We start from the raw sequence: 17040 nt of genomic DNA, 5'->3' as shown, positions 1-17040 counted from the left end.
AGCCCCATGGATTTTTCTCTGAGTGATGAGCAGCAAGCCTTTGTAGGCAGTGCCCGGGCATTTTCTGATGGCGTGCTCGCGCCGAATGCGGCCCTTTGGGATGCCGAATCGATCTTTCCTAAAGACGCGCTTGCGGCAGCCGGAGAGCTTGGATTCATGGGGATGTATACCCCCGAGGACGCCGGTGGATTGGCACTCTCACGTCTGGATGCGAGTCTGATTGTTGAGGAGCTGTCTCGTGGCTGCACAACTACGGCGGCTTTTCTGACGATTCACAATATGGCGACCAGCATGATCGGGCGCTACTGCAGTCCTGGGGTTATCGAGCAGTGGTGTCCCGATTTGGTGATGGGTAAGACGTTAGCGTCCTACTGCCTGACAGAACCCGGTGCCGGCTCGGATGCAGCATCGCTGCGCACGCGTGCCGACAAAGACGGTGATGATTACCTTGTTAACGGTAGCAAGGTGTTTATTTCCGGTGCAGGTGAAACTGATGTCCTCGTGGTCATGCTGCGCACCGGTGATACCGGCCCTAAGGGGATTACTGCATTGCTCGTACCCGCGGACGCTCCCGGAGTCATCTACGGCAAGAAAGAAGAAAAAATGGGTTGGAATGCACAGCCCACCCGCATGATCACCTTCGATAATGTCCGAGTGCCCCAGGCAAACCGTCTGGGCCAGGAGGGTCAGGGCTTTGCCATTGCCATGGAAGGGCTTGATGGCGGGCGCATCAATATCGCGACCTGCAGTGTGGGCACCGCGCAACAAGCGCTGCAGGAAGCGGCGGCCTATGTCGCCGAGCGGGAACAGTTCGGTCAGGCGATTGCTGAGTTTCAGGCCACCCAATTCAAGCTTGCCGACATGCTTACCGAGGTGGTCGCCGCGCGGCAGATGGTTCGCTTGGCGGCTAGCAAGCTCGATAGTAAAGACGCTCAGGCCACTACTTATTGCGCGATGGCAAAACGCCTCGCTACAGATCTTGGTTTTCGCGTGTGTAACGACGCGCTGCAGCTATTTGGCGGCTATGGCTATATTCGTGAGTACCCCATGGAGCGGCATGTGCGTGACACCCGCGTCCACCAAATACTCGAAGGCACCAATGAAATCATGCGCGTCATCATCGCTCGCAAGCTGATGATGGACGGCGCACTGGAGGTTATTCGATGATTAGCAGCAACTCTTCCAAACTGATTGTAGAGCAGCGGGATCACACGGCGCTGGTGACCATCGACAACCCAGCAGCCAATACCTGGGACACCGAGAGTCTCCCGGCGTTAAGAGATTTAGTGGTCGAGCTGAATGCCCAGTCCGACATTTACGCATTGGTTCTTACCGGCGCAGGCGAGAAGTTTTTCTCTGCGGGCGCTGATCTAAAGCTGTTTGCCGACGGGGACCCCGAAACTGCGGGAGCGATGGCGCGTTTGTTTGGAGAGGCTTTTGAGGTTCTGGCTGATTTTCGCGGCGTGTCCGTAGCGGCCATCAATGGCTTTGCCATGGGTGGTGGTCTGGAGGTTGCCCTTGCTTGCGACATCCGTATTTGCGAGCAGCAGGCAAAGCTTGCTCTGCCTGAAGCCCGGGTGGGCTTACTGCCCTGCGCTGGCGGTACCCAGCGTCTGGCTCAGCTAGTCGGGGAGGGTTGGGCCAAGCGCATGATTTTGTGCAATGAGCGTGTTGATGCAGCTACTGCAGAGCGCATTGGTCTGGTTGAAGAGGTCGTGGAAACCGGCTCGGCCCTAGAGCGCGCACTCGCTTTGGCCGCTCAGGCCGCGCAGCAAAGTCCCAGCGCCGTGGCGCGGTGCAAGAAGCTGATCCACAGCGCACGCGACAAGGCCATTGGCGATGGCCTGGCTGCAGAGCGTGATCTGTTCGTCGAACTCTTTAGTACCGAAGATCAGCGCGAGGGCGTGAATGCCTTCCTCGAGAGGCGCGAGCCGGAGTGGAAGAATGCCTGATTCAGTATGGGTTAGGGTTGAGTCTGCCGGCACCGGCAAACTGGGTCGCCTGACACTTAATAGTCCCGAAACGCTTAACTCGCTCACTCGTGAGATGGTCGATCTTATTCAGGCCGCCCTCGATGAGTGGAGAGACGATCCCAACGTTGCCGCAATTGTTATCGACGGGGGCGGTGAGAAAGCGTTTTGCGCCGGCGGCGATGTGCATGCCTTACACGCCTCATCCTCGGGTACGCCGGGCGGTCCCTGCGACTACGCCGAAACATTTTTTGCGCGGGAATACCGCATGAACTACGCGCTGCATACCTATTCCAAACCTATTCTTTGCTGGGGACATGGCATTGTCATGGGCGGCGGACTCGGTGTGATGGCCGGATGTTCACATCGAGTGGTCACCGAGGCGACCCGCATAGCCATGCCCGAAGTGAGCATCGCGTTATTCCCGGATGTGGGCGGCAGCTGGTTCTTGAATCACATGCCCGGCGCCAGTGGGCGCTTTTTGGCACTGACCGCGGCGTCCGTGAATGCCACGGACGCATTGTTCTGTGGTTTGGCGGATCGATTTGTCGGTGCCGACCAAAAAGAAGCCGTGATGTCTGCCTTGCAGGCGGTGGAGTGGGAGACTGATATCAAGGCCAATCACGGCCACATGCGTCACGTATTGCGTGGCTTTAGCGACAGCACAACGGCTGAGTTGCCTGCCGCTCAGGTGGAAGCCCATCTACCTGCTATCAACGCCTTGTGTGATGGCGATGATATTCACGATGTCATCGATCGTATTACAGGTCTGGACACCGAGGACCGTTGGTTGGCCAAGGCACGAGACGGACTGATTTACGGATCCAAGTTGGCAGCGCTGTGGATCGACCGTCAATTGTTTGAGACCCGGCACAGTTCACTCAAAGAGGTGTTTCAGAGCGAGGTGCAGCTCGGGACTAACATCATGCGGCATCCGGAGTTTGCCGAAGGGGTTCGCGCACTACTGATCGACAAGGATCGAAGCCCTGCCTGGATCTACGCGGATTCCCGCGCCGTACCGGTCGACTTACTGGCGCAGTTCTTTACCGCGCCGTGGCCCCAAAATCCACTCGCTGATCTTTAAGCGCTTTTAAGGGATACAACGATGCAAGCACGCGTAGCTTTTATTGGACTTGGGAATATGGGCGGGCCCATGGCAGCGAACCTGCTAGCCGCTAATTTTTCGGTGACGGTGTTTGATCTTTCCGATGAGGCTTGTGCGGCGCTGGCCAAGCAGGGCGCCACGGTCGCTGCTTCTGCAGCGGAAGCATTGCAGTCCGTGGACTTTTTGATCAGCATGTTGCCGGCGGGTAAACACGTGGCCGGTTTGTATCTTGGCGATGAAGGTCTTTTGGCCAAACTGGATGCGACTACCACGGTGCTGGATTGTTCGACTATCGATGCCGAGACTGCCCGAGAGGTTGGCGAAGCAGCGGCTGCACGCGGTATTGGCTTTTTGGATGCACCGGTATCCGGCGGCGTGGCTGCGGCGCAGGCTGGAACTCTGGCGTTTATGTGTGGCGGTGATGCGGGCGTGTTCGAGAAGGCTCAAACGGTGCTGGATGTCATGGGTCGGGCCAGTTTTCACGCGGGCCCTGCCGGCGCAGGACAGGTCGCCAAAGCCTGCAACAACATGCTGCTTGCAGTCCACATGCTGGGCACCTGCGAGGCTTTGGCCATGGGTGAGCGCCACGGACTGGATCCTGCGCGCCTGTCCGAGATCATGCTCGCAAGCTCTGGTCGCAACTGGTCTTTGGAAGTCTACAACCCCTGGCCCGAGGTGATGGAGGGGAGTTCGGCGAGCAATGACTATCAGCCCGGCTTCATGGTGGATCTCATGGCCAAGGATCTGGGTCTTGCGATGGATGTCGCAAAAACTGCCGGCATCGACAATCGCATGGGGCAGCTTGCCCAGACGCTATACAGCGAGCATCAAAGTGCCGGCAACGGTAGTCGGGATTTTTCCAGCGTGCTTGAGCGTTATCGCAGCGACAGTTAGGCCTGCATCAAGCCACAGCCTCAGGGAGAGCTTGCGCGGCTTTGCCGTTTGCAAGATCGTCCGTAGTAAGAAACCAACGCAAGTCATCACAGGGGTGCTGCCCATACTCCAAAGAGGCGTCGGCCAGCTGTTCTGCGCTAGCCCCCGCTTGCAGTATTTTTTGTGCTTCATGCAGCAGCGCAGCAAAGTCCGGTATAGACACTTGCCTCGGTGAGGCACTGTCGTCGGTGTTGGCAGGGTCTAATTGCACTGGCAGAACGCGGATCTCATCACGGTGACGCCAGAGGCCCGACTGCTGGTCCAGGCAGTAGCTAGCCAGGAGCTTGTGTCCATGCTGTGCAATCAGTTCGAGCGCGCTCAACAGGTAGTCAAACTCCGCGTCGCCAATAAAGTAATTGAAGCTGAGGCGCACCCAGCCTGGGCGCAGGGCGACATGTCCTTGGACAATCTGCTGATCCAATGCCGCGGACTGATGTTCACTCAAGTTAAGCAGTCGATGCCCGTAGGGGCCAGCACAGGAGCAGCCGCCGCGGGCTTGGATGCCAAACAGGTCATTGAGTAGGGCGACGACAAAGCCGTAGTGAAGCTCCAGACTCTCATGCGTAATACGCAGCGAGAAAATCGCCAGGCGCTCGGCGTCTTTGGGACCCAGAACGTCAATGTTGGGATGCGCCGATAGCCGCTCCATTGCGCGATGTACGTAGCCTTGCTCGAGTGCTTCGATGTTTGACACACCGACCGCCTGTTGCAGTCCTATGACAAGGCCTGCACGAACGGATTCGACGATGGCAGGTGTCCCGGCTTCTTCGCGTCGCTCTATATCTGCTAGATAGCGATGATCTTTGGGCGAGACGAAGCCAACGGTGCCGCCGCCGACGACCGCAGGAATCGCATTGCTCGCGAGCGTCGCTTTGATCGCCAGAATGCCCGGCGTCCCCGGTCCGCCAATGAACTTATGGGGTGACAAAAACACCGCGTCGATCTCGGCGCCGGGAGTGTTCATAGCGATACTGACGTAGGGGCCGGCTGCTGCGAAGTCCCAGAACGCCAATGCGCCTGCGCGCTTGAGTAAACGGCTAATACCGGTTACGTCGCTGCGAATGCCAGTCACGTTGGATGCCGCCGAGAAGCTGCCGATGCGCAAGGGTCGATCTGCATATTGTTCCAGTGCGCGGCGCAGGGCCTCTTGATCGATGCCGCCCTGTTCGTTGAGCGGGATGGGCACGACGTCGGCGATGGTTTCTCGCCAGGGCAACTCGTTGGAGTGATGTTCATAGGGGCCGATGAATATCACCGGTCGCTGGGCTGCTGGTATGTGGCTACTGAGTCCGTAGCGGTCGTCAAGTTCGCGCGGCAGGCGCAGATTAAGTATCTGGATTAACCGGTCAATGGCAGCGGTGGCGCCGGAACCGCAAAAAATTACGCGATCCTGCTCCTCGCAGCCCAAAGCATTCGCAACGATCTGCCGCGCCTGCTCCCGTAGTGCGGTGGACTGAGCGCCGGTGAGTGAGCTCTCACTGTGGGTGTTGGCATAGAACGGCAGCACCGTTCGTTGCAGCTGCGCTTCTACAAAACTTAAGGAGCGTCCCGATGCGGTGTAGTCCGCGTAGACCAGCGGCTTTTTACCAAAGGGCGTTTGCAGCGGCAGGTATCTGCCGATCACGGATTCCCGAATGCGTTGGATAAGCTGATCGTGCGCCATGGCTTTGTATCGCTGTGAATAGAGCTATAATGTAGTCGCTATTGCGCGCGACATTGTCGACTTATTGGTCTATATTTTGTTAAAATACGCGACAAATGACCTACAAAATATCAATAAAGTGCTAAAACTGTCGTTTTAGAAAATTCTTCGTGAAGTGACTGCTTATGAACGTGGCATTGGACAGTATTGATCGACGGATCCTGCGCGCTCTGCAAGGTGATGCGTCTTTGTCGCTTGCCGATCTTGCCGAGCGCGTGGCGTTGTCGCGCTCGGCCTGTGGTCGACGCCTGCAAAAGCTTGAGCAGGCCGGCGTTATGCGCGGTCGCGTCACATTACTCAACGGCCCCGCCGTAGGTTTACCGCTTACCGTGTTTATCACCGTACGCACCAGTCAACACAACGCCGCTTGGGCAACAAAATTTTCTGAGGTGGTGGAATCGATTCCCGGAGTGTTGGAGGTTTACCGTATGGCCGGGGATGTGGATTATCTGATCAAGGCCGTGGTTGCCGATATGGGGGATTACGATCGCTTGTACCAGGAATTGCTAAAGGCTGATTTGCTGGATGTCAGCGCGAGTTTCGTCATGGAGGAGATTCGCTACAGTACGGCGCTGCCTATTTAGCATTGGCGTGCATCAGTGGCTTACCCATGAAAGGCCGTATCGTGGCGCGCTTCCTGCGCTGCCATAGTCGGGTAAACCTCGTCGAAGGTTTTGAAGATCGCCTCTAGAGGCAGGTCGTCGAAACTGCCACGCTCGCGTACATACTCCATGTGCCGACGGCCGCTGGTGTCGTAGGGGTGCATAAGTGCACCGTGCACCGGGTCGAATTCCAGAGAGGCTACGCCGAAGCGTTCGCAAAGTTCGATGTTAAAAGCGGTGGAGAGTTTTACCCAGTTACCGCCTAGCCAAAGTTCTGCATAACCATGCCAGGCAAAGAGGTCTGTACCCATGCTTTCGCTGAGCTTGTCGCTGGTCAGGTGGTTGAGCACATCAGCAAAACCTAGGCGTGCGGGGATGCCGCGAGCGCGGGCGCAAGCAGTCAGCAGTATAGACTTGGGTACACACCAGTTACTGCTGCCTGCAGCAATGGTGCTGGCGCGGTAGGCTGCGGGGTCTCGGGAGACCCGATAAGGGTCGTAGCGGATCCCATCACGCACGGCGTAAAACAGATGCTCGGCGACCGTCAGGGGATCCTTATTATTTCCGCCGGCCTGGGACGCGTAGGCGAGCAGGGATTCGTTATCACTATCGAGAAACCAGGTGGGGGAAAGGGTCTGCGGATCGAGTGTCACAGCTGTCTCCGTTGCGCGTATGGCTCAAGGGTAACGCGTTAAATTAACCACCGCGACAGTTTCAGCTGCCACTTTCCAGCAGCGCCGATGCGGCCTCGATAAGCCGTTCCGCATCAAAGGCACTGGTGCTAAATATTTCGCCAAAGCGTTCGCTCTGCAGGTAGTAACGATCTGAGTCGGGATTGTGAAGTACCGAAAGTTGATTGCGTTGCTCACCGCTTCCCAGGGAGACCCGGAGGGCTTCGCCTGCGCTGGCAGCATCGTCATCGGCAGAATCAACAAGGCCGCTGATTTGCAAATTAGCGAGAACCTGAGCCACTGCTGTTATTTTGCCTTCGTCGGAATTTTGATCGCCACTGCGCGACCAACGGCCATCGCTAAGCACAAAGTCCACGCCGTAGAGCGAGAACATTGACAGTGCTTGGCGAGATAGAAGTCGAGTGTCCAGCCAACTATCAATGTCTACCGGGGCATCGAAGCTACTAAAGGGCAGTACAAAAACAGCGTTTTCGCCTTCGCCTCGCGCATGGATCTTGCGCAGTGCTGGCGTGCTGCCCAGATAAGCGGTGGCTTGCTCATCGGCGCTGCTCAGGGTGATTTTGCGCTGGAAGCTGGCTTCGGATACTTCAAAGCGCTTGGCTGCAGTATCGCTATCAGCGATAGGGAATCCGGGGTTTTTGGCAAGGAGTACATCCAGTAATGCGTCGACCTTGTTAGTGTCCACGGGTAAGCCAAGATCCAGGGCCCAGCCCTGGGCGCCGCGCACAAGTACAAGATTGGCGCCGTCATTGTTGGATAGCTGGATTCGATCGACCGACTCTGGCGCGATGGTGGTGAGCAAAGAAGTTCGACTTACCGGCGCGGATTCCTGGGGCCAGTAAAGCGCCGTTACTAATGCGACTTGGGCTAGAAAGATGACGGTGAGGATACGCAAAATCATGCTAGCACCTCCCGTAGCTGTGCTTCTCGCCCTCGTCGCAGTAATCGCCAGAGGCCGTAGATCACGAGCAGAAAAAGCAAGGCGGCGGCGTAGTTACCGTATTCGATAGACGCCTGCGTGTCCTGCGGCAGGGCAGGCAGGGTGCGATTGAAATGCGCCCGGGAGCGGATGTTCATCAGACTGCTGTCTTCCAGCGACCAATCAACCGCATTCATCAAAAATTCCAGGGGACCAAAATACTGCGTCCCCGATGCTGCGATGATGCCGCTCAGTACCTGGTCACTGGCAAAGTCATTGGAGCTCACAACGATCAGTCGTGTTGAAGAGGGCGACTTGCTGATCAAGCTCGAGCTTGGAGCCTCGACCGCTGCGTCCTCAACTTGATCGCTCGCGACGGGCGCCTCGGGTACCGCATCAAAGTAGCTGGTGAATTCACCCTGAAGCGTCACGCCGATGCTGGCACGCAGTCTGCTCTTTCCCACGCCACTAAAGCTGCTTTGGCCGCTGTCATCAACACTGGGCATGACATCACTCTCATCCGAGAGCCACGCATTACCAGAGCTGGTAAGCAGTGTTTTGCTGGTGATTCCTGGCCGGACATCAACGCTCATCGGCGATGCCCAGCCCACGGTCAGGTTCGGTAGCCCCTGAGTGATGGGGTGTTCGGGGTTGAGTCCATCATCGCGAACATCCAACAGATAGGGATAATCCACAAACTGCATGTCACGAAACTCATAGGCGCCAACTTTCCTGACTACCGGCAAGGGAAACGCAGCTTGGCGCTCATCAAGAATCACGGTCTCCTGAATGCTAACGCCGTGGTGCGAAAGCCAGCCGGTCAGGCCGCTATCGACTTTTCGAAGTCTAAGCTCGGTGCCCATGGTCTCGATGGAGCGAGGCGAGCTTGCGATGATCACCGTGCCCCCGCGCATGAGGTATTGATCCATAGCAAACAGTGATTGGCTGTCGATGGCTTCGGGGGCCATCACGATGAGCAGGTCTGCGCTGGCATCGACGCCGCCGTCGGCGAGATTTTCCATCACAATACTGTGATCCTGGCTGACGACCCGTTGTAGCGTGCCAAAGCTATGTCCTTGAGGAGCTCTGCCGTATTGACCCTGACTGCTGGCCGGTAGCGCCAGCGCCACGGTGCGGGTAAAGCCACTGGCGAAACGCCGCAAACCCGCTTCGAGCGCGTCCTCAAAGTCTGAGGGATCGAAGCCCCCTGTCGGGAGCTGAATGACCTGATGGTCATCTTCCAGGGTCAGGTAAAAGTAAAACTGATTCTCGTCGCCCAGCGCAGTGACCATGGGTTGAAAACCCCATTCATCGAGTATGCGATCTGCCTGGGCACCACCATTCGCTTCGGGCTCAATAAAGTCGATAGCAAATTTGTTCTGGGATTGGGGTATCAGTGCTTCCGCTTCGGTGCGGATATCGTCGCGATACTCCACCAGCAACTCAGGAAGTCGGCTGTCATCAGATACATAGGCGCGAAGCGTTACGGGCTGGGTGATTTGATCAAACAGCTCGCCGCCGCTGCGATAACGGTAAAGAACGTCACGGATAGCCCGCGTGATATCAAACTCTGGATTACGAAGCAGTACCTCGGGTTGACCTTCGATCGCAGTTTTTACTTCTATAAAATCCGAGAAACCCAACACTTCGTTTTCGTCGCCGTACTGCACCAGCACATTGAAGTAGGCATTCACCAGGGCGGATTGGTAACGGTCAGCCACCTGAAAGGGCGTTGCCTGAATGTTGTATTCCTCATTGGCTTCTTTTTCGGCGGCGCCGTCCAGCGCCGGATCGACAAATTCCACCCGCAGGTCACCCTTGCCCACGACCGCGTATTCTCGGAGCAGATCGCGAAGCTGTGGCACCAGCGGTGCCAGCAGTGGATGTGAGCGCTCACTAAAGTAGCCCCGGATCAGCAGCGGCTCTTCTAGCTGGGATAGCAGTGTTTCGCTGGGTTCAGAGAGAGAGTAAAGCTTGCCCTCGGTGACATCTTTTCGCAGGTCTGGAAACTTCTGCAACCACAGCCCGCCCAGAATCAGGTTGAGTACCAGCAGCGATATGCCCAGACGCCAGCGACGATGTTTGGCACTTGCCTGCTGCGACCAACGGCCACGCTCAAGTGCGTAGATGTTCAGGGCGAGGAAGGCCGCGGTTACGGCGAGGTAGTAATACAAATCTCGAAGGTCGATGACGCCCCGGGTAATGCTTTCAAAGCGCGAGCCTGATCCGAGTAGTCGCAATACTTCGGCGGTGTTACCGCCAAAGAACCCCAGAAGGAGGTCACTGCCAATGAGATACAAAAGACCGCAGACGGCAACGCTACCGATGAGGCTGACGATGGCGTTGTCCGTGCGTGAAGAGATAAACAGCCCCACCGCAAGATAACTGCAGCCCAGCAGGAATGCCGCGAGGTATCCAGCAAACACCGGGCCCCAGTCCAGTGCCGCGATACTGCTCACGGTAATGGGCAGTAACAGCGTCGCCGCAAGTGCGAGGATCAAAACGATGGCACAGGCGATGAACTTACCCATGACGAACTGCCACAGGGGTACCGGCAGCGTGAGTACGTGTTCCAAAGTGCCGCTGCGACGCTCTTCACTCCAGCTGCGCATGGTCAGCGCTGCGCTAAGAAAGATCAGCAACAGCGGCATCCACTCAAATAACGGACGCACATCCGCAATATTGCGCGCAAAGAAAGCCTCCACCCAAAAGAACACAAACAGGCAGATCGCCATAAAGCTGGCCAGAAACAACCAGGCCACGGGGGAGGCAAAGAATAGTTGAAGCTCTTTACGGGCGACTCGAGACAACACGCGATCAGGCTGCATGACTGGCTCCCGTTTCTTGTACGGCCTCACGGAAAATCTGCTCCAAATCCCGTTGCAGCGCTTGGAGTGAGTAGAGCTTTGCGCCACTTTCGACGACCGTTCGGCTGATGTTGCCGGCGGCGGTGTCCATCACAGCACCCTCGTGCAAGGTCAGACTCAGAGTCAGTTTCTTGTTGGTTGCATCGAGAGCTTTGACCTTGGCGATCTGCGGTAAGCGAGATAGGAGCCCAGCAAGCTCTGCATGCTCATCGCTGGCTGTGAGCAGTAGCTCACGACTCGCGCGCAGTGCGGCAAGCGGTGAATCCAGTGCCAGCTGACCGTTAGACAGCACAAGGACACGTTCACACAGTGCATCCACTTCTTGCATTATGTGTGTGGACAAGATGACAGTGGCACGGCTCGATAGTTCGCGTACTAATTCTCGCATTTGCTCGTTTTGCTGAGGATCCAGCCCGTTGCCGGGCTCGTCCAGAATCAGTAGCTCCGGCTCTCCGAGAATCGCCTGAGCCACGCCGACCCGTTGTTTAAAACCTCGGGAGAGCTGTCCGATAGGGTCGAAGTAGCGTGCGCCCAGCTCTGTCGCATCGATGCTGAAACGAATAGCGCGACGTTTCTCTTCGCCGCGAAGACCTTTCAGGTGAGCCGCATAATCCAGGTAGTCAGCGATGGACATTTCGGGGTAGATGGGCAGGTTCTCCGGGAGATAGCCCAGTCGACGCTGAATTTCCCGGGCGTCGGTGCTTAGGTCTTTGCCGCCGATAATCACACTGCCGGAGGATGGCTCCAGGTAGCCACTGAGCATTTTCATGACCGTGGTCTTGCCGGCACCGTTGTGGCCGAGAAGGCCCACGATCTGACGCTGATCGATAGAGAATGAAACTTGTTGGACCGCAGGGGTCTTGCCGTAATACCGAGTAAGTAAATCTACGTCGATCATGGCCTTCCAGTGTATTGCTAACGGTTAATTAAAGCTGATCTGCGCTTAACTCTAAGGGAGTATGAGTTTAGCAATAAAGATCAACAACACGACAGTGACGATACGACGTATCCAGACTTCTCCGCCCTGTACCGAGAAGCGAGCGCCGAAGTAGCCGCCCAGTGCATTGCCTGCAGCCAGGGCCAGGCCAAATTGCCAGTGGATCGACACGGCCGCTGCGAACACGACGATGGCAAACAGGTTGTAGGCGAGTGCAATAAAGACTTTGTGCATATTGGTGCGCACCAGATCGAGGCCCATTACCCGATGCAGTATTGGCATGAGAATAAAGCCCACGCCGACCTGAATAAAACCGCCCCAGCACCCCGCACCGAACATCAGAACATGTCCAAGGATTAGCCGTTTTCGGGTAAGCGGCACGTCGCCTGTGTCGTGCTTCTTGCTGGGGATTTGCATCAATACCAGCACGCCGATCATCACAGCAGCGAGCACGCGATCAAACCACTCACCGTCGAGCTGCACGCCGAACATAGCACCCAGAATCGCACCGGGAATTGCCACTGCGGAAAGCGTTAGGCTAAGACGAAACTCCGAGAAGCCCCGGCGAAAGAAAGTCCGCACCGCCACGATGTTCTGCGCGATGATCGAAATGCGGTTGGTGCCGTTGGCCTCGGGACCGGACAGGCCCAAAAAAAGCATAATCGGCACGGTCATGAGTGAGCCGCCGCCGGCGATGACATTCAGCGCGCCCGCAATGATGCCCGCTCCCATCAGCAGCGCCAGTTGCCACAGTTCTACGTCCACGATTTATGCTGTCCGATAATCGGTACCCTGGGTTGACTCCTTAGTCTTCGCCCCAGGGCTCGCGCATGGTCACAAACTCTTCGGCGGCGGTGGGGTGAATACCGATAGTGCTATCGAAGGTTGCCTTAGTAGCTCCTGCTTTGAGGGCGATGCCAATGCCCTGAATGATTTCGCCCGCATCGGGGCCCATCATATGCACGCCTACCACACGGTCCGTGGCGTCATCGACAATCAGTTTCATGAAGGTCTTTTCGTCGCGCCCGCTGATGGTGTGCTTCATAGGCTTGAACGTGGACTTATAGAGCGTGATCTCGCCGAACTCTATCTCTGCGGCGCTCTCGGTAAAACCTACCGTACCGATATTGGGCTGACAGAATACTGCCGTGGGTATGAAGTCGTAGTCCACGTCTTTTTCGATGTTGCCATAATGACGTCGAGCAAAGGACATGCCTTCTGCAAGCGCCACAGGAGTCAGTTCCATGCCGCCAATGACATCGCCCAGGGCGTAAATACTTGATTCTGCGGTTTGGAAGTATTCGTCGACCTCGACAAAGCCATGGCTGGTGAGTTTTACATCCGTATTTTCAAGACCAAGCCCCGCAAGATGCGGCCGGCGACCTGCAGCGCAGAGGATGGCATCCACCTCGATGCTGCGACCGTCTGTGAGTTCGACCTCTAGTCCATTCGCTGTATGCTTTGCACTGACTATATTGGTCTCAAAGCGCAGGTCCACACCGGTTTTGCGAATTTCCTGGGCAGCGTGGGCACGGATATCGCTGTCAAAACCGCGCAGAAACAAGGGGCCGCGATACAGCTGTGTCACCCGAGAGCCCAGACCGTTAAAAATTCCGGCAAATTCTACGGCGATGTAACCGCCGCCGATAATCAGGAGGCGCTCAGGAAAGCTGTCCAGATCAAAAATTTCATTGCTGGTAACGGCCAAGTCATTGCCCGGAAACTCAGGCTTATAGGGCCAGCCTCCCGTGGCAATGAGAATCTTCTTGGCGGTGTAATGCGTCTCACCCACGGCAACAGTGTTGGCATCTATAATGCGCGCCCGTCCATTGATCAACGTGGCATTGGCGCCATCAAGCATGTTTCGATATATAGAATTGAGACGCGAAATCTCTGTTTTCTTGTTGTCGCGCAGTGTGCTCCAATTAAAGCGTCGGTCACCGCTGTCCCAGCCGAACTCCCGAGCGTCATCAAACGCCTTGCCAAACTCCGAGGCATAGACATACAACTTTTTGGGTACGCAGCCGACATTTACACAGGTGCCACCCAGGTATAGGTCTTCGGCTATGGCTACCCGAGCGCCAAAGCCTGCGGCCATGCGGGCGGCGCGAACGCCACCGGAGCCTGCGCCGATGACAAACAGATCGAAATCAAGATCACTCATTGCTGTTCCTCTTGGGGGTGGGCATTCTAACAGGCCTCGACCGATAAATTGCCTAGAACTGGGACAGCCGCGACACGGAGTAGTTGCATGAAGAGATTAGGCCAACTGTTGGCATTGGGTCTATTACTGGCTCTGGTCTTGGGTGTCTGGACCGCCCGAGGGGCCATACAGGTCGCCGTGGGTTACAGCGCCAAGCAGTTGTGTTCGGCTGTGTTTGTTGCCGGTTTGCCTGAGGCTTTTGCGAAGGACCTGGACATCATGCCGCGCATGGCCATTCTAGGCCCGCTGCTAGGGTCTCTCAAAATGCATACCGATACGTCTGACGGCGTTGTATCTGCATCGCTGCTGGGTGTCAGTGCAAGGGCAGTACATATTGCTGGACGGGGCTGCACCTTGCATGCCTCGGGAGCTGGGGTACTACCATTAGTCCCTGCTGTGGTCGCAGATGTGGGCCCCGGCGTACCTAGTGACCAGTCTGATGCCGTTGATGCTGCGTTTCAGGAGCCAGAGTCGGACGCGGGTGCCAGAAATACGCTGGCGCTGCTGGTCGCCACAAACCGGGAGTTACAGCTAGAGCAATACGCTAGTCCAGTCACTGCACAGACTCGATTACAGGGTTGGTCCATGAATAAGAGTCTTATGGCTACTTGGGTGGGCATGCAGGCTCAACGTGGGAATATCGATCCATCGCAGCCGCTACTGACTTTGCTCGCTGGAGAGTCCGATCTACCGACGCTCGATCCACGACTGACTCTTTTACACCTCTTGCAGATGGAGAGTGGTTTAAATTTTGAGGAGGTTTACGGGCCCGGTAGTGATGTGACTCGTATGCTCTATACGGCACCCGAGATGTGGAAAATCCCAGCAAGTCGGGGCCAAGCCTATGCACCGGGAGAGCACTTTGCCTATTCCAGCGGTGACACGGTTTTTGCCAGCTACCTTTGGCAGCGCTCGGTTGACGAACCCTACGAAGATTGGATTGCCCGAGAGTTCGGCTCGCAGCTGGGTATTGAGTCGCTGGTGGCTGAGGCGGATGTCAGCGGTGTGCAAGTGGGATCCAGTTATGTGTACCTCACAGCCCGGGATTGGTTAAAGGCGGGACAGCTCTGGCTGGATGCTTGGCACGGACGATCAACGCTTGTGCCCCAGTCCTGGTTGCGCGACTCGGTGGCTGCACGGCCCTCAGATCCACAGGGGCAGTACGGACGTGGATTCTGGCTAAACACTGATGGTGTGGCCTTTGATGGACTGCCTGACAATCTCTTCTATGCCGGGGGTAACGCTGGGCAGTACGTCGTAGTGATTCCCGAATGGGAGATGGTGGTCGTGCGACTAGGACTCAGCGACCCTGGTGTGGATACGGGGATGCACAGCTTTCTGCAGACCCTTGCATCGCTTCACGCGCAGACGCACTGATTCGCATGGACCTTTCTGCCATCTATCGCTATCCCATTAAGTCCGCTCGTGGCCACAGCTTGGACGCTGCGGTAGTTGATCGATTTGGTGTGTCTGGCGATCGGCGTTGGATGTTCATCGATAGTGCGGGCCAGTTCTGCAGTCAGCGCTGTACGCCTCAGATGGCTTTGTTGGACGTTGTAAGCACCGACAGCGGTCTGCGTCTGAGCTTCGCGGGAGACAGTATTGAGCTGGAGACGCCAGGTGAGCAGCACCGCGAAGTGCCAGCCACAGTGTGGGGGCATAGCATGCCGGCCCACATTGCAGACGCCCCGGTAAACGCCTGGCTCAGTGAGCATTTAGGTGGTGACCTGCGTTTGGTGTTTTGCCCAGCGGATGCGAGCCGCCCAGTAGATCCAGCTTATCTGCCGAGTTCCAAGCTTGAGCAGCATGTGGGCTTTGCAGACGGTTTCCCGTTGTTGATCATTTCTCAGGCATCTTTGGATGACTTGAACACTCGCTTGCCCGTGCCGGTACCCATGGATCGTTTTCGTCCCAATTTGGTGATCCGAGGCACTGTGCCCTATGCCGAGGATGGCTGGCGCAAGCTTAGGGTTGGCTCAACGACTCTGGCGATTGTTAAACCCTGTTCACGCTGCGCGATTCCCTCTATTGATCAGCAAACCGCCGAACGAGATCCCGCGATCAACCGCATGCTTGCCAGCTATCGACGTCGAGATGGCGTTATCTACTTTGGTATGAACGCCATAGTGACTGTCGGTGCGGGATTTGCGGTCGGCGATAGCGTCGAAGTTCTAGAGTAGCCACAAAAACTTCTGCAATTGTACCGATCTAACTTCTGCGCGCAGGCTGGTACACTGCGGCCGCTTTTTTTTCCTATCCAAGAACATCCGACACATATCGAGGCATCACCATGCACGCACTGAATAGCCGATTTTATACGGCCTGCTCCACCCTTGTTTGCGCACTATTACTCTCTGGCACCGCGGCTGCCGTAGATCGCATTGAATTGCGGGACGGCAGCATTGTCATGGGAACCTTTCAAGACGCCGACGGCGGCAAGGTAAAAATTGAGACGGCTTATGCAGGCACGCTCGAAATTGATCAGTCGGCGATTGTGGCGATGACGGTCGAGTCTGACCTGGTGCTGCAGATGGAAGACGGTAGCGTTCTCGAAATACCCGGTCTGGAAGTTGCCGACGAACAGTTGACCTTGGAGCAGCAGGCCAACAAAAATTATGCTCTGGCCGAGCTAACACGCATCAACCCAGAGCCCTGGGAGTTGGGTGACGGCTACAACTTTGGTGGTTTGGCTAGCTTTGGCTATGACAGCCAAAGTGGAAACACTGAGACGGACGAGCTCACCTATCGCTTTGAAACCCGGTGGGAGAGTCTGGTTGATCGTTATCGCGCAGAAGCTTACGGCGAGATCAATGAAGCGAATGGCATCAAGAATGCCGAGAACTGGACCGCTCGCGGACGCTACGACCGCATTCAGACAGGTGACTGGTACTGGGGTGGTGGCGTATCGGCAGAGCAGGATCTGTTTGCTGACCTGGACCTGAGAACATCCATCGGTCCTTATATCGGTCGAAAGTTCTTTACCGATCCGGTGTTCGCGCTTGAGGCCGAAACAGGTCTTGCGTACATCACGGAAGATTTTATCAGCGATGAGGATCGGGAGTATCTAGGTAGTACCTGGGACGTCCGTATGCAGAGCAACTATCTCGGCG

15 protein-coding genes are annotated in these 17040 nt (G+C 56.4%); 8 read left to right on the top strand and 7 right to left on the bottom strand.

Annotated features, from left to right (window positions below):
• Positions 1 to 6: 6 nt before the first annotated feature.
• The 4 genes from ACI9KD_RS05050 to mmsB are packed head-to-tail and all read left to right on the top strand — an operon-like array spanning position 7 to position 3969.
• Positions 7 to 1167, top strand: coding sequence for an acyl-CoA dehydrogenase family protein (locus ACI9KD_RS05050; RefSeq protein ID WP_414980070.1), 1161 nt, complete (start codon positions 7 to 9; stop codon positions 1165 to 1167).
• Positions 1164 to 1952 carry an enoyl-CoA hydratase gene (locus ACI9KD_RS05045; RefSeq protein WP_414980069.1) on the top strand — a complete coding sequence of 263 codons (789 nt, stop codon included), beginning with the start codon at positions 1164 to 1166 and terminating at the stop codon, positions 1950 to 1952. The genes ACI9KD_RS05050 and ACI9KD_RS05045 overlap by 4 nt, the downstream gene beginning before the upstream one ends.
• A complete protein-coding gene (locus ACI9KD_RS05040) occupies positions 1945 to 3054 on the top strand; it encodes an enoyl-CoA hydratase/isomerase family protein (protein WP_414980068.1) in 1110 nt (369 codons plus the stop codon). Before ACI9KD_RS05045 ends, ACI9KD_RS05040 begins: the two co-directional genes overlap by 8 nt.
• Before the next feature lie 21 nt (positions 3055 to 3075).
• On the top strand, positions 3076 to 3969 hold the full coding sequence (gene mmsB / locus ACI9KD_RS05035) for a 3-hydroxyisobutyrate dehydrogenase (protein WP_414980067.1): 894 nt from the start codon (positions 3076 to 3078) through the stop codon (positions 3967 to 3969).
• A 7-nt stretch (positions 3970 to 3976) separates the two neighbouring features.
• On the opposite strand, the gene ACI9KD_RS05030 is transcribed toward mmsB, so the two are convergent.
• Positions 3977 to 5671 carry an aminotransferase class V-fold PLP-dependent enzyme gene (locus tag ACI9KD_RS05030; RefSeq protein WP_414980066.1) on the bottom strand — a complete coding sequence of 565 codons (1695 nt, stop codon included), beginning with the start codon at positions 5669 to 5671 and terminating at the stop codon, positions 3977 to 3979.
• A gap of 164 nt (positions 5672 to 5835) precedes the next feature.
• On the opposite strand from ACI9KD_RS05030, the gene ACI9KD_RS05025 reads away from it, so the two are divergent.
• Positions 5836 to 6294, top strand: coding sequence for an Lrp/AsnC family transcriptional regulator (locus ACI9KD_RS05025; protein ID WP_414980065.1), 459 nt, complete (start codon positions 5836 to 5838; stop codon positions 6292 to 6294).
• 20 nt (positions 6295 to 6314) lie between these two features.
• Here the strand turns inward: ACI9KD_RS05025 and ACI9KD_RS05020 are convergent, their stop codons facing one another.
• The 6 genes from ACI9KD_RS05020 to gor form a co-directional block, all read right to left on the bottom strand.
• The gene (locus ACI9KD_RS05020) at positions 6315 to 6965 is read right to left on the bottom strand and encodes a transglutaminase-like domain-containing protein (protein ID WP_414980064.1); all 651 of its coding nucleotides are present in this window, start codon (positions 6963 to 6965) and stop codon (positions 6315 to 6317) included.
• Between the two features lie 61 nt (positions 6966 to 7026).
• On the bottom strand, positions 7027 to 7905 hold the full coding sequence (locus tag ACI9KD_RS05015) for a DUF4340 domain-containing protein (RefSeq protein ID WP_414980063.1): 879 nt from the start codon (positions 7903 to 7905) through the stop codon (positions 7027 to 7029).
• Entirely contained in the window at positions 7902 to 10751 is a 2850-nt protein-coding gene (locus ACI9KD_RS05010) for a Gldg family protein (protein ID WP_414980062.1), read from the bottom strand. Before ACI9KD_RS05010 ends, ACI9KD_RS05015 begins: the two co-directional genes overlap by 4 nt.
• The gene (locus ACI9KD_RS05005; RefSeq protein ID WP_414980061.1) at positions 10741 to 11688 is read right to left on the bottom strand and encodes an ABC transporter ATP-binding protein; all 948 of its coding nucleotides are present in this window, start codon (positions 11686 to 11688) and stop codon (positions 10741 to 10743) included. Before ACI9KD_RS05005 ends, ACI9KD_RS05010 begins: the two co-directional genes overlap by 11 nt.
• 51 nt (positions 11689 to 11739) lie before the next feature.
• Positions 11740 to 12492, bottom strand: coding sequence for a sulfite exporter TauE/SafE family protein (locus ACI9KD_RS05000; RefSeq protein ID WP_414980060.1), 753 nt, complete (start codon positions 12490 to 12492; stop codon positions 11740 to 11742).
• Between the two features lie 40 nt (positions 12493 to 12532).
• Positions 12533 to 13891, bottom strand: coding sequence for a glutathione-disulfide reductase (gene gor, locus ACI9KD_RS04995; RefSeq protein ID WP_414980059.1), 1359 nt, complete (start codon positions 13889 to 13891; stop codon positions 12533 to 12535).
• 87 nt (positions 13892 to 13978) lie between these two features.
• Here gor and ACI9KD_RS04990 point away from each other — a divergent pair, with 87 nt between their 5' ends.
• The 3 genes from ACI9KD_RS04990 to ACI9KD_RS04980 all read left to right on the top strand — a co-directional run.
• Positions 13979 to 15307, top strand: coding sequence for a serine hydrolase domain-containing protein (locus ACI9KD_RS04990; protein WP_414980058.1), 1329 nt, complete (start codon positions 13979 to 13981; stop codon positions 15305 to 15307).
• A 5-nt stretch (positions 15308 to 15312) separates the two neighbouring features.
• Complete coding sequence (locus ACI9KD_RS04985; RefSeq protein ID WP_414980057.1) at positions 15313 to 16110, top strand: MOSC domain-containing protein; 798 nt, start codon at positions 15313 to 15315, stop codon at positions 16108 to 16110.
• Between the two features lie 110 nt (positions 16111 to 16220).
• The coding region (locus tag ACI9KD_RS04980) for a DUF481 domain-containing protein (RefSeq protein ID WP_414980056.1) at positions 16221 to 17040 on the top strand (820 nt) is incomplete at its 3' end.

It is taken from the genome of Congregibacter sp. (genome assembly GCF_047617445.1).
Classification (GTDB): domain Bacteria; phylum Pseudomonadota; class Gammaproteobacteria; order Pseudomonadales; family Halieaceae; genus Congregibacter.
This window is presented reverse-complemented; position numbering and strand designations above follow the sequence as displayed.